Source organism: Glutamicibacter uratoxydans (assembly GCF_006539925.1).
GTDB classification, from domain to species: Bacteria; Actinomycetota; Actinomycetes; order Actinomycetales; family Micrococcaceae; genus Glutamicibacter; species Glutamicibacter uratoxydans.
The window spans coordinates 74360-98357 of sequence record NZ_BJNY01000006.1; the positions used below are offsets into that span (position 1 = coordinate 74360).

At 63.7% G+C, this 23998-nt stretch carries 21 protein-coding genes; 12 read left to right on the plus strand and 9 right to left on the minus strand.

What is annotated here, in order from left to right; genetic code table 11:
• Nucleotides 1–58: 58 nt before the first annotated feature.
• Nucleotides 59–343, plus strand: coding sequence for an META domain-containing protein (locus tag AUR04nite_RS06035; RefSeq protein ID WP_170184108.1), 285 nt, complete (start codon nt 59–61; stop codon nt 341–343).
• Between the two features lie 82 nt (nt 344–425).
• Here the strand turns inward: AUR04nite_RS06035 and hpaD are convergent, their stop codons facing one another.
• The 4 genes from hpaD to AUR04nite_RS06055 are packed head-to-tail and all read right to left on the minus strand — an operon-like array spanning nt 426 to nt 5283.
• Nucleotides 426–1523 carry a 3,4-dihydroxyphenylacetate 2,3-dioxygenase gene (gene hpaD / locus AUR04nite_RS06040; RefSeq protein ID WP_141362991.1) on the minus strand — a complete coding sequence of 366 codons (1098 nt, stop codon included), beginning with the start codon at nt 1521–1523 and terminating at the stop codon, nt 426–428.
• A gap of 33 nt (nt 1524–1556) precedes the next feature.
• Complete coding sequence (gene hpaE, locus AUR04nite_RS06045) at nt 1557–3062, minus strand: 5-carboxymethyl-2-hydroxymuconate semialdehyde dehydrogenase (RefSeq protein ID WP_141362993.1); 1506 nt, start codon at nt 3060–3062, stop codon at nt 1557–1559.
• A 59-nt stretch (nt 3063–3121) separates the two neighbouring features.
• Nucleotides 3122–3781, minus strand: coding sequence for a GntR family transcriptional regulator (locus tag AUR04nite_RS06050; protein ID WP_141362995.1), 660 nt, complete (start codon nt 3779–3781; stop codon nt 3122–3124).
• Nucleotides 3781–5283, minus strand: a complete 1503-nt coding sequence (locus AUR04nite_RS06055) for a fumarylacetoacetate hydrolase family protein (RefSeq protein ID WP_141362997.1) — start codon at nt 5281–5283, stop codon at nt 3781–3783. Before AUR04nite_RS06055 ends, AUR04nite_RS06050 begins: the two co-directional genes overlap by 1 nt.
• A gap of 47 nt (nt 5284–5330) precedes the next feature.
• Here AUR04nite_RS06055 and AUR04nite_RS06060 point away from each other — a divergent pair, with 47 nt between their 5' ends.
• Nucleotides 5331–6287, plus strand: a complete 957-nt coding sequence (locus AUR04nite_RS06060) for an alpha/beta fold hydrolase (protein ID WP_141362999.1) — start codon at nt 5331–5333, stop codon at nt 6285–6287.
• Nucleotides 6288–6408: 121 nt separating this feature from the next.
• Here the strand turns inward: AUR04nite_RS06060 and ilvD are convergent, their stop codons facing one another.
• Nucleotides 6409–8319, minus strand: coding sequence for a dihydroxy-acid dehydratase (ilvD, locus tag AUR04nite_RS06065; protein ID WP_141363001.1), 1911 nt, complete (start codon nt 8317–8319; stop codon nt 6409–6411).
• An 86-nt stretch (nt 8320–8405) separates the two neighbouring features.
• On the opposite strand from ilvD, the gene AUR04nite_RS06070 reads away from it, so the two are divergent.
• Both AUR04nite_RS06070 and AUR04nite_RS06075 read left to right on the plus strand, forming a co-directional pair.
• Nucleotides 8406–9185 carry a helix-turn-helix transcriptional regulator gene (locus AUR04nite_RS06070; protein ID WP_141363003.1) on the plus strand — a complete coding sequence of 260 codons (780 nt, stop codon included), beginning with the start codon at nt 8406–8408 and terminating at the stop codon, nt 9183–9185.
• A gap of 226 nt (nt 9186–9411) precedes the next feature.
• Nucleotides 9412–9915, plus strand: coding sequence for a GNAT family N-acetyltransferase (locus AUR04nite_RS06075; RefSeq protein ID WP_141363005.1), 504 nt, complete (start codon nt 9412–9414; stop codon nt 9913–9915).
• Nucleotides 9916–10039: 124 nt separating this feature from the next.
• Here AUR04nite_RS06075 and AUR04nite_RS06080 read toward each other — a convergent pair whose 3' ends face one another.
• A complete protein-coding gene (locus AUR04nite_RS06080) occupies nt 10040–10789 on the minus strand; it encodes an alpha/beta fold hydrolase (RefSeq protein WP_218024639.1) in 750 nt (249 codons plus the stop codon).
• 129 nt (nt 10790–10918) lie between these two features.
• On the opposite strand from AUR04nite_RS06080, the gene AUR04nite_RS06085 reads away from it, so the two are divergent.
• The 5 genes from AUR04nite_RS06085 to AUR04nite_RS06105 all read left to right on the plus strand — a co-directional run bounded on the left by AUR04nite_RS06085 (nt 10919) and on the right by AUR04nite_RS06105 (nt 16615).
• A complete protein-coding gene (locus tag AUR04nite_RS06085; protein WP_141363008.1) occupies nt 10919–11644 on the plus strand; it encodes an NUDIX hydrolase in 726 nt (241 codons plus the stop codon).
• A gap of 90 nt (nt 11645–11734) precedes the next feature.
• Nucleotides 11735–13003, plus strand: a complete 1269-nt coding sequence (gene nadA / locus AUR04nite_RS06090) for a quinolinate synthase NadA (protein ID WP_407646665.1) — start codon at nt 11735–11737, stop codon at nt 13001–13003.
• The gene (locus AUR04nite_RS06095) at nt 13000–14598 is read left to right on the plus strand and encodes an L-aspartate oxidase (RefSeq protein WP_141363012.1); all 1599 of its coding nucleotides are present in this window, start codon (nt 13000–13002) and stop codon (nt 14596–14598) included. The genes nadA and AUR04nite_RS06095 overlap by 4 nt, the downstream gene beginning before the upstream one ends.
• Nucleotides 14595–15476, plus strand: a complete 882-nt coding sequence (gene nadC / locus AUR04nite_RS06100; RefSeq protein WP_141363014.1) for a carboxylating nicotinate-nucleotide diphosphorylase — start codon at nt 14595–14597, stop codon at nt 15474–15476. The genes AUR04nite_RS06095 and nadC overlap by 4 nt, the downstream gene beginning before the upstream one ends.
• Nucleotides 15473–16615, plus strand: a complete 1143-nt coding sequence (locus AUR04nite_RS06105; RefSeq protein WP_141363016.1) for a cysteine desulfurase family protein — start codon at nt 15473–15475, stop codon at nt 16613–16615. The genes nadC and AUR04nite_RS06105 overlap by 4 nt, the downstream gene beginning before the upstream one ends.
• Before the next feature lie 9 nt (nt 16616–16624).
• On the opposite strand, the gene AUR04nite_RS06110 is transcribed toward AUR04nite_RS06105, so the two are convergent.
• A complete protein-coding gene (locus AUR04nite_RS06110; protein WP_141363018.1) occupies nt 16625–17839 on the minus strand; it encodes a glycosyltransferase in 1215 nt (404 codons plus the stop codon).
• A 101-nt stretch (nt 17840–17940) separates the two neighbouring features.
• Between AUR04nite_RS06110 and AUR04nite_RS06115 the strand changes: the two genes are divergently transcribed.
• Nucleotides 17941–18654 (plus strand): TetR/AcrR family transcriptional regulator, encoded by a 714-nt coding sequence (locus tag AUR04nite_RS06115; protein WP_170184110.1) that lies wholly within the window; start codon nt 17941–17943, stop codon nt 18652–18654.
• A 15-nt stretch (nt 18655–18669) separates the two neighbouring features.
• Here the strand turns inward: AUR04nite_RS06115 and AUR04nite_RS06120 are convergent, their stop codons facing one another.
• Both AUR04nite_RS06120 and arcC read right to left on the minus strand, forming a co-directional pair.
• Nucleotides 18670–20298 carry an MFS transporter gene (locus AUR04nite_RS06120; RefSeq protein WP_141363023.1) on the minus strand — a complete coding sequence of 543 codons (1629 nt, stop codon included), beginning with the start codon at nt 20296–20298 and terminating at the stop codon, nt 18670–18672.
• Between the two features lie 192 nt (nt 20299–20490).
• Nucleotides 20491–21450: a carbamate kinase gene (gene arcC, locus AUR04nite_RS06125; protein ID WP_141363025.1), complete on the minus strand. Its 960-nt coding sequence runs from the start codon at nt 21448–21450 to the stop codon at nt 20491–20493.
• A gap of 113 nt (nt 21451–21563) precedes the next feature.
• On the opposite strand from arcC, the gene AUR04nite_RS06130 reads away from it, so the two are divergent.
• Nucleotides 21564–22484, plus strand: coding sequence for a DUF2877 domain-containing protein (locus AUR04nite_RS06130; RefSeq protein ID WP_141363027.1), 921 nt, complete (start codon nt 21564–21566; stop codon nt 22482–22484).
• Nucleotides 22463–23998, plus strand: coding sequence for an acyl-CoA synthetase FdrA (gene fdrA, locus AUR04nite_RS06135; protein WP_141363029.1), 1536 nt, complete (start codon nt 22463–22465; stop codon nt 23996–23998). Before AUR04nite_RS06130 ends, fdrA begins: the two co-directional genes overlap by 22 nt.

The window sequence follows — 23998 nt, forward strand, 5'->3', positions numbered from 1 at the left end:
CCGCTTGAATCAGCACCCTTGTGTGTTTAGTCCTTCTCAGACAAACTACTGTGTTCCTATGGATGACATCTATGGACTCTGGGGCCAAAAGGGCAATTATGGCGAACCGTGGCTGGAACTGGCGTCGAACGGACAGGCCGCTGGAAGCGACGGATGCAATAGAATCTCAGGCACTTTTGAAGTTCACGAAGGCCATATTAGCTTCGGCCCGATCCTAAGCACGCTGATGTATTGCCAAGGTGTGCAAACGTGGCTGGGCGCTGCGAGCTCTGCGGAAATCAATGATGGGCAGTTGGAAATCTTTGATCTCGCTGGCCAATCGATTGGTGTTTTGAAGCGCTAGAAAGCCCGGTGCGGTGGCTGAAGTTCAGGGAAAAACTTTGCCGCCACACCGGGCTTTTGGTCTAGCTGGAAGACTCTAGGGTTTAGAGCTGGTTGCCCAGCTTGAAGCCCTTGGAAGCCTGACCGTGGTACGAGCCGTCCTCGTCGCCTGCACGGGTGTAGGAGAAGCCGTCGGCGCCGATGGTGACCTCAAGCTCGGAGTCATCGGTGCGCTCGATGACTTCCTGGACGTTGCCGTCCAGGTCCAGAACCTTGGAAGCCTCGGTGTACCACGAAGGCACAACAGGGTTGCCCCACCAGTCGCGGCGCTGGTTGTCGTGCACGTTCCAGGTGATGGTCGGGTTGTCCGGATCACCGGTGTAGTAATCCTGGGTGTAGATCTCGATGCGGTGGTCATCTGGATCCAGGATGTACAGGTAGAACGCGTTGGACACACCGTGGCGGCCTGGGCCGCGCTCGATGCGGTCCGAGATGCGCAGTGCGCCCATCTTGTCGCAGATCTGGATGATGTTGTGCTTCTCGTGGGTGGAGAAGGCAACGTGGTGCAGGCGTGGGCCGTTGCCACCGGTCAGCGCGGTGTCGTGGACGGTGCCCTTGCGGTGCATCCATGCTGCGTAGGTGGTGCCTTCGTCATCCTGGATGTCCTCGGTGACGCGGAAGCCCAGGTCTTCGAGGTACTTGCGGCCGCGTGGCACGTCCGGGGTGACCTGGTTGAAGTGGTCCAGACGGACCAGCTCGCCGGCCGAGTACAGGTCGTAGCGCATGTGCAGGCGCTCGACGTGGGTGGTCTCGAAGAAGAACTCGTATGGGAAGCCCAGTGGATCCTCGACGCGGACCGAATCGCCGATGCCGCGCACAAAGCCTTCCTTGCGGCGCTCGGTGCGGCAGCCCAGTTCCTTGTAGTAGGCCTCTGCTGCGTCGACCTCAGCGGTGGAGCGGACGCGGAATGCCATGGCCTTAAGCGCTGCGACTGGGCCCTTGGTCAGCACCAGGTTGTGGTGGATGAACTCTTCGAAGGAACGCAGGTAGATCTGGTTCTCATCTTCGTAGGACACGTGCAGGCCCAGGACGTCCACGTAGAAGTTGCGCGAGCGCTCCAGGTCGGTGACGACCAGTTCGGCGTAGGCACAGCGCAGGATATCCGGTGCTGGAACCGATGGCTTAGGGATTTCGTTGCTCATGACTTTGCTCCTTTGCAAGCAGAAAATTAGTGGTTAGGCGCCGAACTTAGGGGTGTGGACATCGCCGAGGGTGATGTGCACTGCCTGCTGGTCGGTGTAGAAGTCGATCGAGCGGTAGCCGCCCTCGTGGCCCAGGCCCGAAGCCTTCACGCCGCCGAATGGCGAACGCAGGTCGCGGACGTTGTGGGAGTTGAGCCACACCATGCCGGCCTCGACGTTCTGCGCGAAGTTGTGTGCGCGCTTCAGGTCGTTGGTCCAGACGTAGGCAGCTAGGCCGTACTTGGTGTTGTTGGCCAGCTGAAGTGCTTCCTCATCGGTGTCGAATGGGGTGATGGCGACGACTGGGCCGAAGATCTCTTCCTGGAAGATGCGGGCATCCGGTGCCACGTCGGCGAACACGGTCGGGGCGACGTAGGAGCCGTTTTCCTGGCCCTCCGGCAGGTTCTCTGGGCGGCCGCCGCCGGCCAGCAGGCGACCTTCGGACTTGCCGATTTCCACGTAGCTCATGACCTTGTCGTAGTGCTCTGGGTGGACCAGTGCGCCGACCTGGGTGGCTGGATCGTGCGGATCGCCGACCTTGATGTTCTTGGCGCGGGCAGCGTAGGCCTCGGTGAACTTCTCGTAGATGCCGCGCTGGACCAGGATGCGCGAGCCGGCGGTGCAGCGCTCGCCGTTCAGCGAGAAGACGCCGAACAGGGTGGAGTCGATGGCTGCGTCGAAGTCTGCATCGTCGAACACGATGGCAGGGGACTTGCCGCCCAGCTCCATGGACATGCCCTTGAGGTTCTCCGCGCAGTTGCGGAAGATCAGCTGGCCGGTGGAGGATTCGCCGGTGAAGGAGATCAGTGGAACGCCCGGGTGCTTGACCAATGCGTCGCCGGCTTCTTCGCCCATGCCGTTGACCAGGTTGAAGACGCCCTTTGGCAGGCCTGCTTCTTCGAAGATGGTGGCCCACAGGGAAGCGGAGAGCGGGGTGAACTCGGCTGGCTTGAGCACCACGGTGCAGCCCGAAGCGATGGAAGGTGCGAGCTTCCAGGATTCAAGCATGAACGGGGTGTTCCATGGGGTGATCAGGCCGGCAACGCCGATTGGCTTGCGGTTCACGTAGTTCAGCTGGGTGCCAGGGACCTTCAGCGCGGTGTCGTGCTGGGCGACGATCAGATCGGCGAAGAAGCGGAAGTTCTCAGCGGCGCGCTGTGCCTGGCCCTTGGCCTGGGTGATCGGCAGGCCGGTGTCAAAGGTTTCCATCTCGGCCAGGCGGTCCTGCTGTGCGACGACGGCGTCGGCGATCTTGTACAGCACGTTGGCGCGCTCGCGCGGCTTCATCTTGGGCCATGGGCCGTTCTTGAAGGCCTCGGTGGCGGCGGCGACGGCGGCGTCGATGTCTGCCTTCTGGCCTGCGGCTGCGGTGGTGTACGCGGTGTTGGTTACCGGGTCGAGCACCTCGAAGGTTTCGCCGCCGATGGAGTCGACGAATTCACCGTTGATGTAGTGCTGGATCTTGGCCGGCAGGTTTTCTGGAACGAAGTGCTTGCTCATCAGCGGGCATTTCCTTTCGTACTGAAGGTTTGGTCGTGCAAATTTGGGTGGAGCTTGGGTTAGATCACGCTGGGCGGCATCCCGGCGGCCTGCAGGTAGGCGTTCAGGGTGTTGGCCCGGTGTTCACGTGCCGCGGTTTCGATCTGGGCCGGGGTGGCGTGGCCCGCGATCAAGTCCAGCAGCGCATCGTGTTCGGCAACCGAGGCCTTGGCCCGGTTCGGAATGTGGGTGAAGGAGCTGGCGCGCATGGCGGCGAGCCTGCGCCAGCCGCGCTGCACCAGATCCAGGATGTGCGGGTTGGGGCACTGTCCGTAGAGCAGCTGGTGGAACTCGGTGTTCATCCGGGTGAATGCCACCGGATCGAAATCCTCAAGGCACTGGCGCATCTTGTCGTTCAGCTCCCGCGCCTGGGCCAGCCAGGCCGCGTCCATCGCATCGGCGGCCAGGGCAGTGGCCGCAGGTTCGATGATCATCAGCGTCTGCATGGTGTGCAGGTACAGCGTCGAATCCACATGGGCGACGGTGGCGCCCACATTGCGGGTGAAGTGCACCAGCCCCTCGGCTTCCAGCCGGCGGATCGCCTCGCGCACCGGAACCACCGAGCAGCCAAGCTCTGCGGCGATGGTGCCCAGCACCAGGCGGTAGCCCGGGGAGTACGCGCCATTGGTGATGCGCTCGGAGACCAGCTGGTAGGCGGCCTCGGATTTCGACGGGCTCATTACAGCTGCCATGAGTCCAGTTCCGGCTTGCCGGCTTCCTTCCAAGCGGTGAACTTGGCCTTCCACTCGGCGTTCATTGGGAACAGGCCTTCGATGCCGTGTCCGCGCTTGACCATTTCGAAGATGAATTCGTCGTTCTCCTCGGTGGCGAGGGCGGCCGCAGCCACCTGGGCCACCATGGCCGGCGGGATGACGACGATGCCGTCGGAGTCTGCCACGATCACATCGCCCGGCTGCACGGAAACGCCGCCGCAGGCCACGGTGATGTCGCGGTCCCAGGCCACGTGTTTGCGTCCCAGAACTGCAGGGTGCGCGCCGTTGTAGAAGACCGGGATGTCGAGGTTGGACACTGCGTCCAGGTCGCGCACGCCGCCGTCGGAGATGATGGCCGCGGCGCCCAGCTGCTGGGTGCGCAGGGCCAGGATGTCGCCCAGGGTGGCGGCGCCGGTTTCGCCGCGGGCCTCCATGACCAGGATCTCGCCCTCCTTGACGGCGTCGATGGCCTGCTTCTGGACGTTGTAGCCGCCGCCGTGGGACTTGAACAGGTCCTCGCGGTTCGGGATGTAGCGCAGGGTGGCGGCGGTGCCGATCACGCGCTGCATGCCCTTGGTGGCGCCCGGTACTTCGATGTTCACGTTGTTCAGGCCCAGCTTGCGCATGGTGCCGGACAGGGTAGCGGTGGCTACTGCCGCCAGTTGTTCTCGGACCTCTGCGGTCAGCGCGTCCTTGCCGGTCAGCTTTGGCTCAAGGCCTGCCGCTGCGCGGTCGCCGTAGGCATCTTCCTTGTCCTTCTCCAAGACCTTTGGCTGGTTGCCGAAGGCTGCGAATTCCTCGGTGCCCTGAACCGCGGTGGTCTTCAGCTTGCCGGTGGTGGCGCCGGAGATCAGGTCGGTGACTTCAACCTCGACGACGTCGCCCGGGAAGAACACGGTGGAGCCGGCCGGGGTGCCGGTGAGGATGACGTCGCCTGGGTACAAGGTCATCTGCTGGGAGAGGTCTGCGATGATCTGCGCGAAGGAGAAGAGCAGTTCGGAGGTGTCTGCGTCCTGGGCGATCTGGCCGTTGACCCAGGTCTGCACGCGCAGCTTGGAAGGGTCGATGGTGGAGGCATCCAGTGCTGCTGGGCCCATCGGGGTGTAGCCGTCGCCGGACTTGGAGCGGATGTTCGAACCCTTGTCCGCGTACTTCATGTCGTGCACGCCAAGGTCGTTGGAAGCGGTGATCGAGCCGACATAGCTCCATGCATCCTCGACCGAGACGCGGCGGGCTTCGGTGCCGATGATCAGCGCGATCTCGCCTTCGAAGGCCAGAAGCTCGGTGCCTGCCGGGCGCTCAACGGTTGAACCGGAGACTGCCAGGGAGGATGATGCTTTCATGAAGTAGCTCGGGAACTGTGGGGTGCGGCCGCGCTGCGCGGCGCGTGAAGAGTAGCTCAGGTGTACGGCCAAAACCTTGCCTGCCTGGCTGAAGGTTTCTTCGGTGACCGGAATCGGAGTGCTCATCGGTGATCTGCCCACTTTCGTCGTACATCAAATCGTATACGATTAGTTTGCTCGTTATCCCAGGCGATGTCAAGAGCCAACTCGCAAACAATATTCTCGGCTGTTTATTAGCCGAATTCTGCCTTGAGCAGGTTTCTGGAATCGGGGCTGCGCAGGGAGGTGAACGTGGCGTCTATCCGGCTGTCACGTGCTTCTTTTGTTATTCTGTGATCACTATGTCGAAGCATGTCTTGCCGGTGAAGATTGATCGAGGTACCGGTACTCCGGTCCTGTTGCTGCATGGTTTGGGGAACAATCACTGCAGTTGGGAATTCGTCCTTGAACACCTGGACTATTCGCGGCAGCGCGTGATCGCAGTAGATCTGCTGGGTTTTGGCGATGCGCCCAAGCCGGATGTCCAATACACCTTGGAGGACCACAGCGATGCGATCGCTGCGACGCTGGAGTCGTTGGGCCTTAAAGACATCGTGGTTGCCGGACATTCAATGGGCTGCAATATTGCCCTGGATCTGGTTACTAGACATCCCGAACTGGTGAGCAAGCTCGTGCTCTTCGGTGCACCCTTGTACCGGCGGGCCCCGCGTGGCGGAAAAATACGCAGTCTGCTGCGATCCGAGGGGCTGTACTTTTCATTGTTCGAGCTGGTGCAGCGTTCTCCCGAAGCAATTCAGGCAGGCGGGCAGCTGGCCGAGGAATACGTTCCGTTTGTCAAGGGCATGGAAATTACCGAGGAAACTTGGCCTGCCTACCGCAAGAGCCTTGAGAATACGATCATGCAGTTCGACAGCTACCGGCAGGCATGCAGCCTCGACATCCCGGCGGTGTTCGTCAACGGGATTTTTGACTTCTTTATCATCCGCGGCAATACCAATAGGGTTCAACTGAAGAACCGGAAGCATGTGCGGATCAAGCGTACGCGCGGACCGCATGAGCTGACACCAGCCCAAGGAAAGGTCGCCGCGCGAATCATCGGCAAGGCGTCGCGAAAAGCATTTAACTCTTGAAGCATCTGGTGCGGAAGAAAAGCATTGACTGACCAATGCTTTTCTCCGAAAAACGGCATTCGGCCCCCGGGATCACGTCAATAATCAGTGATTCCGGGGGCCGAAGTGCTGTGGCTGGTGGCTAGGCCTTGGCGGCCTGTGCCTCACGCTCGTCTGCCTCGCGCATGGCGCGCTCCACGCGTTCTACATCGCGGACGGCGCCCTTGTCTGCGGACAGGGCCATGGCTGCGTAGGCCCGCAGCGCAGGGGAGACCACGCGCTCGCGGTTTGCAGGACGGTAGCCGGTGGTGGCCAGCAGGCGTTCGCGGCGTTCTGCCAGAACTTCCTCGGAGACATTCAGGGTCAGATCGCGGGTGGGGATGTCGATGGAGACGATGTCTCCGTCTTCCACGAGGGCGATGATGCCGCCGGAGGCAGCCTCAGGGGAAATGTGGCCGATGGACAGACCCGAGGTACCGCCGGAGAAACGGCCGTCGGTGATCAGTGCACATTCCTTGCCCAGGCCGCGGCCCTTGAGGAACGAGGTTGGGTAGAGCATCTCCTGCATGCCAGGACCGCCCTTCGGTCCTTCGTAGCGAATGACCACGACGTCGCCGGCCTTGACCTGCTTGTTCAGGATCTTCTCAACTGCCTCGTCCTGCGACTCACAGACCACGGCTGGGCCGCTGAAAGTCCAGATCGATGGGTCGACGCCAGCAGTTTTCACCACTGCGCCGTCCACTGCGATGTTGCCGCGCAGCACTGCCAGGCCGCCGTCGGCGGAGTAGGCGTGCTCGACGGAGCGGATGCAGCCGTTCTCAGCGTCGGTGTCCAGGGTTTCCCAGCGGACCGACTGCGAAAAGGCCTTGGAGGAGCGCACGCCTGCCGGACCTGCATGCCACAGGTCGGAAGACTTCTCGCTGGCCTTGCCGCTGCGGATGTCCCACTCATCGAGCCATTCGCCCATGGTCTTGGCGTGGACGGTGTGGACCGATTCATCCAGCAGGCCGCCGCGGCGCAGCTCGCCGAGGATGGCTGGAACGCCGCCAGCGCGGTGCACGTCTTCCATGTAGTAGGTCTTGCCGTTGCCTGCGGAGTTCGGTGCCACCTTGGACAGGCAGGGAACGCGGCGAGAGACTGCATCGATCTCATCCAGGCCGAACTCCACGCCGGCCTCGCGGGCGGCTGCCAGCAGGTGCAGGATGGTGTTGGTGGAACCGCCCATTGCGATGTCCAGGGCCATGGCGTTGCCGAAGGCCTTCTCGGTGGCGATGCTGCGCGGCAGCACCGATTCATCGGATTCGCCGTAGTAGCGGTTGGCGATGTCCACGACCAGCTTGCCGGCGTCCTCGTACAGCGCCTTGCGGGCGGTGTGGGTTGCCAGAGTGGAGCCGTTGCCCGGCAGGGACAGGCCGATGGCCTCGGTCAGGCAGTTCATCGAGTTGGCGGTGAACATGCCGGAGCAGGAGCCGCAGGTTGGGCAGGCTGATTCTTCGATGCGCAGGATGTCTGCGTCGGAGACGTTCTCGTTCACTGCCTCGGAGATGGCGTCAACGAGGTCAAGGGTGCGGACGGTGCCGTCAACCAAGGTCGTGCGTCCGGATTCCATCGGGCCGCCGGAGACGAAGACGGTCGGGATGTTCAAGCGCAGGGCAGCCATGAGCATGCCCGGGGTGATCTTGTCGCAGTTGGAGATGCAGATCAAGGCGTCGGCGCAGTGTGCGTTGACCATGTACTCCACCGAGTCGGCGATCAGGTCGCGCGATGGCAGGGAGTAGAGCATGCCGCCGTGGCCCATGGCGATGCCGTCGTCCACCGCGATGGTGTTGAACTCGCGTGGGATACCGCCAGCTTCGGTAATAGCGTCAGAGACGATGCGGCCAACCGGCTGTAGGTGGGTGTGGCCTGGAACGAACTCGGTGAAGCTGTTGGCGACGGCGATGATCGGCTTGCGGCCGAGGTCTGCGCCGTTGACGCCGGCTGCACGGAACAGGGCGCGAGCGCCTGCCATGTTGCGGCCATGGGTAACGGTATGTGAACGAAGTGTGGTCATGGGTTAATCAGATCACATCTTTGGTATTCCACTGAAGACGGTGTCAATACTATTACTGGTACTACCATGAAAAGAGGAGGTGGCGAATGGATGCTGGAATGGGACGCCGCAAGGAATTAGCCGCTTTTCTCAAGGACCGGCGGTCTCGTGCCGACCGGGCGGCCCACGGGCTGCCCGAAGTAGGACGCAGCCGCGTCACCGGCCTGCGCCGCGAAGAAGTCGCCACTCTGGCCGGAGTCTCGGTCACCTGGTATACGTGGCTTGAGCAGGCCAGGGATATCAATCCGTCGCGGCAGGTTCTTGAGTCCTTGGCACGGCTCTTCAGGCTTTCGCCGGTGGAAAGCACGTATCTTTTGTCCTTAGGCGGGCATGGCGAATTGGCGCCCACAACTTCAAGTTCCATGACCCCTGCACTGCAGCGGCTGGTTGACGCACTGGGGTTCCCAGCATTCCTGCTCTCCGAGGACTGGTCGATCATCGGCTGGAACGATGCCTATTCGCAGCTGTACCCGCGGATTGATTCGGTGAGTGAAGAGGATAGAAATTTGCTGTGGTTGGTCTTTACCGATGCCCAGCTGCGAAAGATGCTGCCGGACTGGGAAGAGCAGAGCCGCAGCTTTGTCGGCAGTTTTCGCGCCGAAACCCGCGGGTGGCTTAACCCGGCGGGGGAGAGCGGCATCGTCGCCCGGGTGTCTGCTGCTTCCTCGGAGTTTGCCGAAATCTGGCAGCAGTTGGACGTCGCGGGATTCAGCACGCGTGAGCGGCTGTTCAACCACCCGAAAAAGGGACTGACAAGATACGAGCAGCACAATCTCACCCCGGCTGAGGCACCCGATCTCACCTTGCTGATGTACGCGCCGCTGTAGGTGCGCAAAAAAGTTTTCGAATTCTGCGTCATGATTCTTGGATCATCGACTCTTAGTTTTTGTCAGGCGGAATCCGACCTCGTCGTTCAGCGTGCTGGTGTGGGGACACCAGGCTGATCGAAATGCCCATGGGATGATGGGCTGAGGCTCGGATTCCGCCTGATGTTTAGCGGGTGTACCACCAGCTTCGACTGTTTGAAGCCTCGTCAATGGAATACTTCCCCATATGGAACGCACATTTACGCTTCGATTGGCAGATGGCGCAGCCGCATCAGAAATCGTTCGGCTCAGGGACTCTCTCGCGCTGTGGCAACAGGAGCGGGGCATCGAGCAGTGGTCTCCCGGAGAGCTGACTGCTGCACAAGTTTCCGAACAGATTGATATGTGTGAATGGTGGATTGGCCCGGACTCACGCGATGTACTGATTGCATTCCGGCTGAGCCAACGAGACGAACTAGTTTGGCCTGATGACCATCCTGACTCAACCTATATTCACGGGCTTATGGTTGACCGTTCGCTGTCTGGTCAAGGCATCGGCCAGAAGCTGCTGAATATCGCAGAGGAAAAGATTCGCTCGCAGGAAAAGACCTGGGCCAAGCTCGACTGTGTTGCCTCGAACCACACCTTGAGGCGTTTTTACGAGAACAATGGCTATAAGGAACGCGGGATCGTTGATTTCGGCCCTGAAGTTTCGTGGCATCCAGTGATGAGATTTGAAAAGAAGTTATAGCTTTCGACGAAAGCGGAGATTCTCCAGCTGTAACTTGAACCTGCAGCCAGGGCCGCGGTGGGAGCACGTCGGTCTTTTCGATCTGGGACTCCCACCGCTTTTTGGCGGCTGAAAATGCTGGCGGCTACGAAGCCAGGAACTGAATAGCCTTTTCCTTGAACTCGCGGCTGGTCACCGCGTTCGCATGGTTGCGGCCAGCGAGCCAGAGGACCTCGTTGCGGGTCCCCGCGTCCTTGAGCAGGCGGCGCAGCTGCGGCATGGTGGTGGCCAGGTCGTCCTGGTCGCCGGCGACAAGCAGGGTCGAGGAAGTCGGCACCTTGGCTGCAGGGTCGAAAGGTTCGGTCTTGATGCCCTCGATGAGGCGGAAGAGCGCTTCTGGATCATTCGACGGCTCAGCCGAGGCAATCTTGAAGATCGACTCCGAGTGCTCATCGTTAATTGCTGCACCGGTGGCGATGTGGTCGCGGGCCTGTTCGATCGCGAAACCTGCCAGCAGGTCGTTGGCGCCCGGGCCACCCATGACAAGGTGGTTGACCAGATCAGGGTTCCATGCGGCGAATTCCCAAGCCAGGCGCGAGCCCAGCGAGTAGCCCAAGACATCTACCGGACCCTCGTCGAGTTCCATGACGATGGCTGCCAGCGCCTGGCGAATCTGGCTCGGAGCCCAGCTGCCGTCATTGCGGAATGGGTTTTCTCCGTGGCCAGGAAGATCGATGAGGATGACATTGCGGCCGTGGTCGGTCAAATACGTCGTCCAGCGGGCCCGTTCCCAGTTAAGTTCGCCAGATGAGGCGAAGCCGTGAATGAGCAGTACGGATGGCCCGCTCACCTCGGTGTTAGTGCGGATTACGCGATGATTAAGATCGAGGGTCATGCCTTTGATCATAGGCCAAATCGGGTATTCATGCCTTGTTGTGGTGGCGTCGGCCCCTAGTTAATGTCAAAATGACTCTAACGCGGATTCGCCGTGAAGATTTTGTTGTCAAGAAGCGAGTTGGAATAGATGACATCGGTACCCAGCTGGGCTAACGTCGACGAGCGGCGCAACCTGCCGCCCGCCCTGGCTGTGTCCACGGTGATCCTCGGCATCCGGCCTGGGGTCGAAGGAGGCCCCGACAAGCTGTGCCTGCCGCTGGTGCGCCGCATTCGCCAACCGCACGCCGGCATGTGGGCGCTGCCAGGCGGACCGGTGGACGCCCGGGAATCCCTGGGCCAGGCTGCCGGGCGAACCCTGGCAGGGACCACCGGACTGCGGCCGAACTACCTAGAACAGCTCTACACTTTCGGCGACATCGACCGCTCGCCAACGCACCGATTGGTCACCATCGCCTACTTCGCGCTGCTGCACGTCGACCAGGTGGGCGCCACGGTGCAGGACCCGAACGTCGCCTGGTTCGACATCGACGACCCAGCCATCGCGCAGCTGGCCTTCGACCACCGCAAGATCGTGGACTATGCGCTGTGGCGGCTGCGCAACAAGACCGAATACGGGCAGATCGCCCACCGCCTGCTCGGCGAGCGCTTCACCTTGGCCGCGCTGCGAGGGGTGTATGAAGCGATCCTGGGGCGCCGGCTGGATCCGGCGAACTTCAGGCGCACGTTGAACTCGACAGCCAGCATCGAGGCCACCGACGAATACCTGGCGGGTGGCAAGCACCGCCCTCCGCGGCTCTACCGCTATGTGGGCCACGGGCCGGACCCGCTGGAAGTTGACCCGCTGCACGGCTAGCGGCACCACACTCTTACACACGCAGAAATTCCCACCCCTGAAAGGGGCCCTGACATGAGCACCGAAACCACCTTCACCGACGCGTTTCTCTTGGATTCCAGCGCTTCGGTGGCGCAGAACATCACCCGGCTGAACCTGCTGGCCACCGAGTCTTCATGTTCCAAAGACCTGAACTCCAGCCCGTGGGACACTCCCGGGGGCTACGGCCCGGGCGCTTCGCAGGATGACGAGATTCCTGCCGACTACCCGGTGCAGGCAACCATCCCTGAAAGCTACCTGCAGGCCAGCGACGAGGAGCTGGATCAGCGCATCGCCGCCGCCCGGGAAACTCTGGGCGAGCGCGTGGTCATCCTGGGCCACCACTACCAGCGCGATGAGATCGTGAAGTACGCGGATTACATCGGCGACTCCTTCCAGCTGGCCAACGCGGCGCTGACCCGGGACAAGGCGGAGGCCATCGTCTTCTGCGGCGTGCACTTCATGGCGGAGACCGCCGACATCCTCTCCGGCGACCACCAGCAGGTCATCTTGCCGAACCTTGCCGCCGGCTGCTCCATGGCGGACATGGCCGACGGGCCGAGCGTGCAGCGCTGCTGGGATGAGCTGATGGAGCTCTACAAGGACGAGGACTCTTCTGACGGCAAGGCGCCGGTGATCCCGGTGACCTACATGAACTCCTCGGCGGAGCTGAAGGCATTCGTCGGCCGCAACGGGGGACTGGTGTGCACCAGCTCCAATGCCGCCACGGTGCTGGAATGGGCCTTTGAGCGCGGCCGGCGCGTGTTGTTCTTCCCGGACCAGCACTTGGGCCGCAACACCGCCAAGGCCATGGGTATCGGTCTGGAGCAGATGCCGCTGTGGAGCCCGCGCAAGGAACTAGGCGGCAATGAGGCCCAGGTGCTGCAGGATGCCAAGGTGATCTTGTGGCACGGGTTCTGCTCGGTGCATAAGCGCTTCACCCCGGCGCAGATCGCCAAGGCCCGCGAGACCTTCCCGGGCGTGCGCGTGATCGTGCACCCAGAGTGCCCGATGGAGGTGGTGGACGCGGCCGACGAGGCAGGCTCCACCGAGTACATTCGCGCCGCGATTGACGCGGCCACCGAGCCGACCACCTTCGCTGTGGGCACCGAGATCAACATGGTCAACCGGCTCGCGGCCCAGTACCCGCAGCACACCATCTTCTGCCTGGACCCGGTGATCTGCCCATGCTCGACGATGTACCGCATCCACCCGGGCTACCTGGCCTGGGTGCTCGAAGAGCTGGTGGCAGGGCGCACCGTCAACCAGATTACCGTGCCCAAGGACCAGCAGGGAGACGCCAAGATCGCCCTTGAGCGCATGCTGGCGGCGCGGCCATGACCGAGCTTGCGATCGTCGGCTCCGGGGTCGCCGGGCTGATGGCAGCGGTGCAGGCCGCGGCCGCCGGGGCGCATCCGGTGCTGCTGACCAAGGATGGCTTGGGGGACTCGAACAGCGAGCTGGCCCAGGGCGGTCTGTCCGCAGTGACGGCGCAGTCCATCGCCGCCGGGGACTCGGTGGCGGCCCATGTGGCTGACACCCTGGCCGCCGGGGCGGGGCACTGCGGGCTGGGTCCGGTGCAGTTCATGTGCGCCAGCGCCCAGGAGCTGGTGGACCTGCTTGAGGCGCATGCCGCCGGGTTTGACCGCACAGAGTCAGGCGAGTTCCAGCTGGGGCTGGAGGCAGCCCACAGCGCCCACCGCATTCTGCATATCAACGGCGATGCCACCGGTGCAGGGCTGGTGGACGCGCTGCGCAGCTCGGTGCGGGTGCTGCAGGCCCGCGGCGAGGTCACCGTGGTTGAACAAGCCCAAGCGGTGGACCTGCAGCTGGATCCGCGCGGGCGGGTGGACGGCGTGCACTACCTGCAGGCGGGGGAGCAGCGCTTCATGCCTGCCGAGGCGGTGCTGCTGGCAACCGGCGGCATCGGGCAGGTCTTTGCGGCCACTACCAATCCTGCCGGAGCCACCGCCGACGGGCTGGGGCTTGCGGCGCGGGCCGGAGCAGTCATCGCAGACGCCGAGTTCGTGCAGTTCCACCCCACGTTGGTGGACCCGGCGCGCTTCCCTTCTGCCGGCATGGTCTCCGAGGCGGTGCGCGGGGAAGGCGCGGTGCTGGTCACCGGGGACGGGCAGCGATTCATGCAGGAGATCCACTCGGATGCCGAGCTGGCGCCGCGCGATGTCGTGGCCCGCGGCATCCACCAGCAGCTGCTGGCAGGGCGCAGCGTCTACCTTGACGCCCGCGGCGTCGAAGCACAGCGCGGAGCCGGATTCCTGGCCCGGCGCTTCCCCTCCATCACTGTGAAGCTTGCTGAATCCGGGCTGGACATGGCTGCGGACCTGATCCCCATGGTGCCGGCGCAGCACTATTACATGGGCGGGGTCTACACCGACGCGCAGGGCCGCACCAGCGTGGCTGGGCTTTACGCCGCCGGGGAATGCGCCAACACCACGGTGCACGGGGCCAATCGGCTGGCCAGCAACTCGCTGCTGGAAGCCATGGTCTTTGCGCGCAGCGCGGTGCAGGCGGCGCTAAACGACGATGCGGAGGCCCGGGCTGACACCGCAGGCCTGCGCGTGGACCAGCTGCCTGACGCCGACGCCCAGGCGCCGCTGGAGCTGGCGGACCTGCAGCAGGAGGCCAGCAAGGCCATCGGCGTCTACCGCACGGGCGCGGGCCTGGAGGACTTCGCACAGCTGCTGGCCCGCAGCGCACCGGTGGCTTCCACCCAGCGGGCCCAGCACGAACTGGGCAACCTGTGGACCGCCGCCCGCTTCATCACCCAGGCGGCGCTGCACCGCACAGCAAGCCTCGGCGCCCACCACCGGTTGGACTCGACCGGAAAACCGGCGCCGGGCACACGCTTCGGCTGGCAGCTGCCGGAAGCAGAGCGGCTGCAGCCAACCATTATGAGCAAGGAACTGAACGCATGAGCACCACCACTACCACCCGCACCATCCACGGCGTCCCGCTGGCGGCAATCGACCGGATCCTGGACTTCGCACTGGCAGAGGACAATCCGCGCGGAGACATCACCGCAGACACCATTGTTCCGGCCGGCGCCATTGCCACCTGCGCGGTGAAAGCCCGCCAGCCAGGCGTGCTTTCGGGCGGCGTGGTCTTCGCCCGCACCATGGAGAAGGTCAATCCTGAAATCCAGGTGGCGCAGCTGGTGGCCGAAGGGGAGCGCTTCGAGGCAGGGGACACCCTGCTGACCGTGACCGGCCCGGTGGCCAGCATCCTGACCGCAGAGCGGGTGGGGCTGAACCTGCTGCAGCGCATGAGCGCCATCGCCACCGCCACACGGGTGCTGGTGGACGAGGTGGCGCACACCAAGGCGCGCATCGTCGACACCCGCAAAACCACCCCGGGGCTTCGCGTGCTTGAACGCTATGCGGTGCGCTGCGGCGGGGGAGTGAACCACCGCGACAACCTCTCCGAGGCCTTCATGGCCAAGGACAACCACCTGGCACTGTTTGGCGACGGACCGGCGCTCACCGCAGCGCTGAAGGATGTGCGCTCCCGGCTGGGGCACACCACCGCCATGGAGGTGGAGGTGGACTCCATCGAGCAGCTGCCGGCGGTGCTGGAGGCGGGCGTGGATGTGATCATGCTGGACAACTTCGACCCGGCCGACATCCCTGCAGCCATCGAGCTGATCGCGGGACGTGCCATCGTAGAGGCCAGCGGCAATATCAACGCCTCGACCGTGCGTGCCGTAGCAGAGGCGGGAGTGGATGTTATCTCCTCCGGCGCGATCACCCACTCGGTACAGGCAATCGACCTGGGACTAGATATGGTTGTTGCATGATCTACATGGATGCCGCGGCTACCGCGCCGCCGCGCCAAGAAGTGCTGGACATGATCAGCCCGCTGCTCACCCGCGACTTCGGCAACCCCGCCTCTCATCATGAGGCAGGACACCAGGCCAAGCGCGCCTCCGACTGGGCCCGCGCCCAGACGGCCGCGCATCTGGGGGTAGCGCCGGAGGAAATCTACTTCACCTCTGGCGGCACCGAGGGGGCCAACACCGCGGTCATCGGCGGCGCCCTGGGCAATCCCCGCGGCAAGGTGGTGGTGGCCAGCGCCATCGAGCACCCGGCGGTGCTTGAAGCCTGCAGGTACCTGGCGGACTTCCACGGCTTCGAAGTGCGCATCATTCCGGTGAACCGCCAGGGCCTCGTGGATGTCGACGCGGCTAAGCAGCTGATCGACGAGTCGGTGGCAGTGGTCTCCGTCATGGCGGTGAACAACGAGGTCGGCACGATCCAGCCGGTAGCGCAGATTGCAGAACTGGCCCATGCCGCCGGGGCGCTCATGCACACCGATGCGGTGCAGGCCGCGGGCTGGCTGGATCTGGCTCCGCTGGCCCAGGTGGTGGATGCCCTGAGCATTTCTGGGCACAAGATCGGCGGGCTCAAGGGCAGCGGTGCGCTGTACCTGTCATTCAAGCACCGCTTCATCCCGCTGCTGCACGGCGGCGGACAGCAGGACGGCATGCGCTCGGGCACCGAAAACCCGGCGGCCGCGGTGGGGATCGCCGCCGCGCTCAAGCTCTGCGCTGCACAGCGCGAACAGGGGTTGGGCAACAGCTTCTCCGGCTACCTGATCGAACGGATCACCAACCAGCTGGAGGCCAAGTTCCCCGGCTGCGTGCAACTGACCGGCGACCGCGAACAGCGCATTGGAGGCATCGTTTCCTTCGTCTTCCCGAAGACCGCAGGGGAGACCGTGCTCATCGAGCTTGAACGCAAGGGAGTACTCTGCTCTTCGGGCTCCGCCTGCGCCGCAGGATCCACCGACCCCTCGCCGGTGCTCACCGCCATGGGCTATGAGGCGGAGCTGGCGCATACAGCTGTGCGCTTCTCCTTCGGCCGCGGCATGAAGGAAAACGAGATCAGCCAGGTGGCCAGCACCGTGATCGCTGTGCTCTCGCGCTTGTTGGGGTAATACGCCGTTTCAGCCGGCGATGCCGCGCAGGGCGGCGGCCACCGGAGCCACCGAATCCTCGCCGGCAAGCAGGCGTGAGATCTGCTGTGCGTTCCGAGCATATGCAGGATCGCTGACCGCTTGGCTGATGGCTGCCGCCAGTAAGTCGCTGTTCAGCTTTTTGTAGGGGACAGGTGCTGGACCTGCACCGAGTTGGTGGACGCGCTGGGCCCAGAAGGGTTGGTCGGTGAAGATCGGCACCGAGACGGTGGGAACTCCCGCCCGAAGCCCGGCGGCGGCGGTGCCGGCCCCTGAATGGTGGACAACCGCCGCCATGCGCGGGAAGAGCCATTCATGGGGTACCGCGCCGATGCTGATGGCATCCGGTTCATCAATGCCTTCCATGCCCTGGAGTACCGCTCGGACCCCTGCCTTGCGGGCGGTGTCGAGCATGAATTGGGCGTCCATGGCTTCGGTGCTGCCGAACCCGATGAACACCGGCGGCGGACCGTCGGCCAAAAACTGCGCCAGCTGGTCGCTTGGCTGGAAGCCTTCGGCGGCAGCCGGCCACCAGTAGCCGTCGATGCTCAGCCCCTCGTGCCAATCGGCGGGCCTGGGCACAATGTGTTCGCTGAAGCCGTGAAGGATCGGCTGCTGAATCCTGCGCCGACGGCTCTCGGCTTTGGCGCGGGTCAGCGGCGGCAGACCCAGCTCATGGCGCAGCTTGGCAGCCGGGGCGTCATAGGGTGCCTTGCCGGCTGAAATCAGCCTGCCGAGCAGCTTGTTGCCGACTGCGCCCAGGCTGCGTGCGCTGCCCAGCACCACCGGAGGGTAGGCCGAACTTGGTTCGGTGGGCTGCAGGTGCGCGCCGATCACCGGGATGACTAGGGCTTCGCCGACGTCATAGGCATAGGGCGCTACCGAGTTCGCGAGGATGACATCGGCCCCTGCCTGCGCGGCGGTGAGTGTTCCATGCGCCGCCAGCTCCATGTACTGGCCCAGCTGCTCGAAGTAGTTCCGCAGCACGGACCCGGTGGTCTTCTGGCCGGGCGCAGCGGGAGTGACCAGCTCGCTCATATCTCCTGGCAGCTCGCGGAATTCGCATCCGGCATCGGTGATCACCTGCGCATAGGCGGGGTTGGCCGAGATGGCCAGGTCGAAGCCCAAGGGAATCAGCCTGCTGCCAAGCCCTGCCATGGGAACGACATCGCCCCGTGTACCGGGGGCAATCATGAGCACGCGCATCTTCCAGCCTCAATCCATCTAATTGCGAACACTGTTCGCAATTAACGATAAACTGTAGCCTGTGAGGTGACAAGTTCCCAGGCGGCAGGACAGGAATGGCGATGAGCTCGAAGGACCCAATCGATATCTGGCTTCGCGCGGAGCAGGGCTCGGCAGGGCGAAAGCCGGAGCATTCGCGGGCGTCGATCGTGCAGGCAGCCGTGAAGATTGCCGATGACCAGGGAATCGAAGCGGTCTCCATTCGGAAAGTTGCAGCAGCCATTGGCGCGGGAGCCGCTTCCCTGTACCGCTACGTGAAATCGCATGATGAGCTGATCGAGCTCATGCTCGATGAGATCAGCGGTGAATATGTGCTGGATCCTGCCAATGGCGCCGAGGGAGAAGCTCCGCAACGCGCACTGCTGGATCTCGCGCGGCAGGGGCGGCAGATCATGAGAAGGCACCTGTGGTCGGCGCCGCTGTTTCTTTCCCAGCCATCCATGGGACCGAATTCCCTGGCGTATTTGGACTTCGCGTTGTCCATCTTGCAGGAAACTAGCCTTGAATCTTCGGCCAAGCTGCGCACCGCGGCCATGCTCACCGCGGTGACGTCAGCCTTCGTGCAAAACGAGCTGCCTCTTCATCCCGGTGCCAACCACTCGCCAGTTGATGCATCGGCTCGGGCAGCGTACATGGCACAGGTCCTGCCCACTGACGCCTACCCGGCGCTGGCTGCCGTGATGGCAGAGGAGCTGGCGCCGGTGAACTTGGACATGGAGTTCGAGAAGATCATCGGCACCTACCTGCAGGGCGCCGGGCTGAGCGAAAGAAAGTAAGTGCAGTCTCGGTGTTCACCCCTTGACTGCCGGGTGCGCGGTGGAGCGCTGTGCGCTCAGCAGCCGCCAGGCGCCGGCGGCACCGAACAGCAGGAACAGTGCGGCGGCGAGCATGGACAAGCGGGTGGCGTCGGCAAACCCGGAAGACAGCGCATCAATGGCCGAGGCCGGGTCGAATCCAGCAGGAGGCTGGAGGCGCAGTTGTGAAATGGTGGTGCCGGCGCTCTGCCTCGTGGCTTCGGCGAGTTGGGAAGCCTGGGCCGTCGGGACCGAGGATCCATCAAGCCGGGCGGGAAGGGTGACCGCTAGGGCGGCTGAGAGCACTGCACCGGCGATGGCGGTGCCCAGGGCGGAGCCGATCTGTCGCACGGTGCTCTGCGTGGCAGAACCCTGGCCGGAGATCTGCACCGGCACCTCTGCGAGTACGGTGCTGGTCAGCTGTGCGGAGGCAAGGCCGAGCCCCAGCCCATAGAAGACCAACGTGGCGGCAATGATCCACACCGAAACATTCGAGCTGAGCAGCAGCGCCAGCACCAGAACGCCGGCGGTCTCCATGCCCAAACCCAGCAGCACGGTGCCGGCGGGGGAGAGTACTGCGGCAAGATGACGTGCCGCGGCGCCGGAGACGAAGGCGCCCAGCGCCATGGCCGCCAGGATGAAGCCAGCCTGGAGCACGCTCAGGCCCAGCGCGTTGACAAGAAACAGCGGCAGCACGAACAGCAGCGCGAACTCGCCGATGGCAACGCTGGCGGCTGTCAGGTTGCCCCAGGAAAAGGTCTTGTGCTCAAAGAGGCGCAGCTCCAGCAGGGCCGAGCGCCCATTGCGGGCCCGGTGCCGCTCCCAGAAGATGAACAGCGTCAGGGCGGCCGCGGAGGCCAGCAGGGCTACGGACACCAGGGAGACGGGAGCATCGGCCGGCCAGATGAAGGAGCCGATCTTTAGCTCCTTGCTGGGAGTAATCCAGCCAGCGTCGGGTCCTTCGATGATCGCGAAGACCAGGGCGCCCATGCCCAGCGAGCTGAGCAGCGCGCCGTCCACGTCCACGCCCTTTCCGTTGACCTTTCCCTTGGTTTCCGGAATGAACATGAGCCCGAGGACCAGCAGGACGGCGCCCAGCGGCAGGTTCACCAGGAAGATCCAATGCCAGGAGGCGTATTCGGTCAGCAGGCCGCCGGCCAGCGGCCCGATCGCCGCGGCGCCTGAAATCACGGCGCCCCAGATACCGAAGGCCGCGGCGCGCTCCTTGCCCTGGAACATGGAATTCACCGTGGACAGGGTGGAAGGCATAATGCTGGCCGCTCCCACCGCCTGGAGGGCGCGGGCGGCAATCAGCGGCCCGGCGGCGTCCGCATTGGCGGCCAACAGGGAGCCCGCCATGAAGATCACCAAGCCAGCGGCAAACAGCTTCTTGCGCCCCCAGCGGTCGGCCAAGTTGCCTGCCGAAAGCAGCAGTGCTGCAAGCACCACGGCGTAGAGGCTGTTGACCCACTGCGCGTCGCCCAAGTCAAGGTGGATGTCGGCGATGATTGTCGGCAGGGAGACGCCGACGATTGTCCCGTCGAGAACCACCAGGCCTAGGCCGGCGGCCAGGATTCCCAGCGCCGCCCAGCGGTGCGGGACCGCTGGATCCTGAGGATCTTTCATGCTGCTCTGCAACTTGTCGTTCTTCACTGCCGTTACCCTCTGCCTATCGGTGGGCGCCGGTGCGAAAGGCTGTGCGGCGCCCGTTGCTACCGAGCCTAAACCTTGCACAGTTGCAAGGGATCAACCATATGGTTGAATGCCTGCACAGTGCAGGATCTCGATCGTTCCGGGCGCGTGCGGGAGCCGAAAGGGTTAGTGTGCGGCGGCTTTCTCGGCGAGCTCGTCCACCCAGATGATGCCGCCGGGCACGTTATTCGAAATTTCGGTGCCGACCTTCCGGGCCAGCAGGTCCTCGATGTGGCCCAGCGGCCCGATGAGCACCCGGCCACCAGCTTGGGCAAAGCGGATTCCCGCATTCACCTTTGGCTTCATGGAGCCTTCCTGGAAGCGGAGCTTGGAGATTTCCTCCGGGGTGGCGGCGAAGATTGAGCGCTCGGTGTCCATGCCCCAGTCCTTGGCAGCGTAGTCGCCGTCGGTCAGGATGATCATGAGGTCTGCTTGCAGCTCGGCGGAAAGCACCGCGCTGGCAAGGTCCTTGTCGACCACCGCCTGCACGCCCTCAAAGCCTCCGGCCGCAGCGGCCCGCACCGGAACCCCGCCGCCGCCGGCGCAGACAACCACCTTGCCATGTTCCAGCAGCAGCGAAACCACCGGGGCCTGGGCAATGCGCAGCGGCTGGGGCGAGGGGACGACCCGGCGGAAGGCCTTGCCGTCGCGGGCAATAATCCAGTCGTGCTCCGCGGCGACTGCGTCGGCTTCTTCTTCGGTGTAGGTCGGGCCGACGAACTTGGTTGGATGCTCGAAGGCGGGGTCGTTGGCGTCGACGACTGCTGTGGTCAGCAGCGCGACGACCTCGCGCTGGGACTGCAGCGCATTGGACAGCTCCTGCTGCACCACGTAGCCGATCATGCCCTGGCTTTCGGCACCCAGGACATCCAGCGGGTAGGCGGGAACTTCCTTGTAGGCAAGGTTCTGCAGGGCGAGCAATCCTACCTGGGGCCCGTTGCCATGGGTAATGACCAGCTCGTGCTCGCCAGCCAGCTTGGCCAGCGACTGGCAGGTGGAGCGGACATTGGCTCGAAGCTTGTCAGCGGTCATGGGTTCGCCGCGACGGGCTAATGCGTTGCCTCCCAGGGCGATCACAATGCGCATGAATACTCCTTTGAGATCTCGGCCATTTCGGATGAGACCATGATGGTATACCGTTTAACTGTTGGGGTGAACCTGCCCCGCCGGATCGGACGACCGCCTGGGAGAGGACTCGTATGACGCAGAAGGACGCTGGTGCGATCCGCGTTGTGAGCGCAGACGGAGTCTGGCTGGATGATGCACACAAGCCCCGGCGGCTAGTTGTTGATTCGATCTACCACCGTGCAATTAACCTTCAAGACGAACAAGGCGAGCTGTTCACGTTTGCAGCCCGCGCGCTGGATGATGCGCCCCGAACTGCAAGACTTGACGTCCATGATTTCACTACTTGGCCGATTCACCCCGGTCAGTACCTGAATATGACGCGGGGGCAAACCTTGGGTGAACAGCTGCCGATGCTTGACTGGAGCGCCGCCCGCAGGCGGCCAAGGCGGATCCCGGCCGTGGCTCAGGCCAGCTCAGAGGTGCTGGAACGCGCGGCCAGCGTGCTGTGCCGCGCTCTTGAGCAGCGTCCCCTGGGCGGGGCTGCGAAGCCCAGCCCCGGCGACACCAGCATCGCCGCGCACTTCGCCCGCAGCATGTACCAAGCGGCCGATGCGCTGCACCTGGCTGTCATAAACCGGGACTCAGCCCGGCTGCAGCAGGCTTTTGACGCCGCGATTGGCCTGGGTCCGGGAAGCACGCCGAGCCTGGATGACTTTCTCACCGGCATCCTGCTGGTAGCCAGCCATTCAGACTCCTCGATGCACTTTATGGTCGACCAATTGCGCGGCTACCTGAGGCGCCACCCGGCCAAGACCACCAGCGTCAGCAGGGCCATGCTGACAGCGGCGCTGAACGCTGACTTCAGCACCACCCTTGTCCGCGTAGCCAATGCGCTGGTTTCCAGCGGTGCGGAGAACGAAACGGACTTTTGGATTAACGCGGCCCTGGGGATAGGGCACAGCTCTGGAAGCGACATCCTGACAGGCCTTCTGGCAGGACTAGAAATGGAACAAGAACTGCGAGGATATTTGTGTCTATCACAGCAGTGGTAAAGAAGAACACCTACTTCGACTCGGTGTCGCTCATGCGTATTTCCACGCAGGCGAACACCATTGAAGGCATTGAGCAAGCCTTCGTCGCCATGGGAACCGAGATGAACAAGGCGGTGCTGGACAACTTGAATCTGCTCGATGACCAGCTGCGCGCGGCGGGCACGGGGGATCTGATGATGGTTGTCGTTCCCGCGCCGGGGCTGGACGGCGGTCAGTTCATCGGGCAGATCGAGCAGCTGCTCACCGCCAAGGCTCCCACCGGCGACTCCGACATCGTGTACAAGACCATCGCCGGAGCCAAGGAAGCGATCCCCGAGGCCAATTTTGCGGTCATCGCCGTCAACGGCGCCTTCGCCGCCTCCGAAGCCCGCAAAGCGCTGAACGGCGGACTGAACGTCATGCTCTTCTCCGACAATGTCTCGGTGGAGGACGAGATTTCGCTGAAGCAGCTCGCCCACGACAAGGGGCTGCTAATGATGGGCCCGGACTGCGGCACGGCGATCATCAACAATGTCGGCCTTGCCTTCTCCAATAACGTCCGCCCCGGCTACATCGGCGTCGTCGCCGCTTCGGGCACCGGATCCCAGGAAGTCTCGGTGCAGATCCACGCCCTGGGCGCCGGAATTTCCCAGCTGATCGGCACCGGAGGACGCGACCTGTCTGCCGAGGTCGGCGGCATCATGATGATCGACGGCATCCGCATGCTGGCCGCCGATCCCGACACCAAGGTCATCACCTTGGTCTCCAAGCCGCCGGCGCCAGAAACGGAAGCCAAGGTGCTTGAAGAGATCGCCAAGGCAGGCAAGCCGGTGGTGGTGTACTTCATCGGCGGCGACGAGGAAGCGGTAGCCAAGGCCGGCGGGCACTTCGCCGCCTCCAGCTTCTCGGCGGCCGCCCAGGCGGTCGCCCTGCTCGACGGCGGCTCGCCTGCCGAAACCAACATCGATGCCGAACGCATCGCCGCAGTCCGCGCCAACGCCCAGGAAGGTCAGCAATACATTCGCGGGTTGTTCTGCGGCGGCACCTTGGCCGACGAGTCGATGTATGCGCTGCTGGCCGATGACCACCAGGTCTACTCGAACATGGGCAAGGACCCCGCCTTCAGGCTGGGCCCCAATGACCAATCCCGGGAGCACAGCTTCCTGGACTTCGGCGAGGACGAGTTCACCAACGGCCGACCGCACCCGATGATCGATCCGTCGCTGCGCGCCCAGCGCGTCGCCGCCGAAGCGGAAGACCCCAGCGTGCTGGCCATCGTGATGGATTTCGTACTCGGCTACGGCGCCCACGAGGACCCGGTGGGAGCCACCATCCCCTACATCAAGCAGGCGAAAGAAACAGCAGCAGCGCAAGGCCGCGAGCTTGAAATCATCGGCTATGTGTTGGGCACCGACGCGGACGCCCCCTCGCGCCAAGCGCAGATCAAGCAGCTGCTGGACGCCGGAGTCACCGTGACCGCTTCAAGCACCGCCACCGGCCAAACCATCCGCGCACTGGCAGCCAAGGAGAACTGA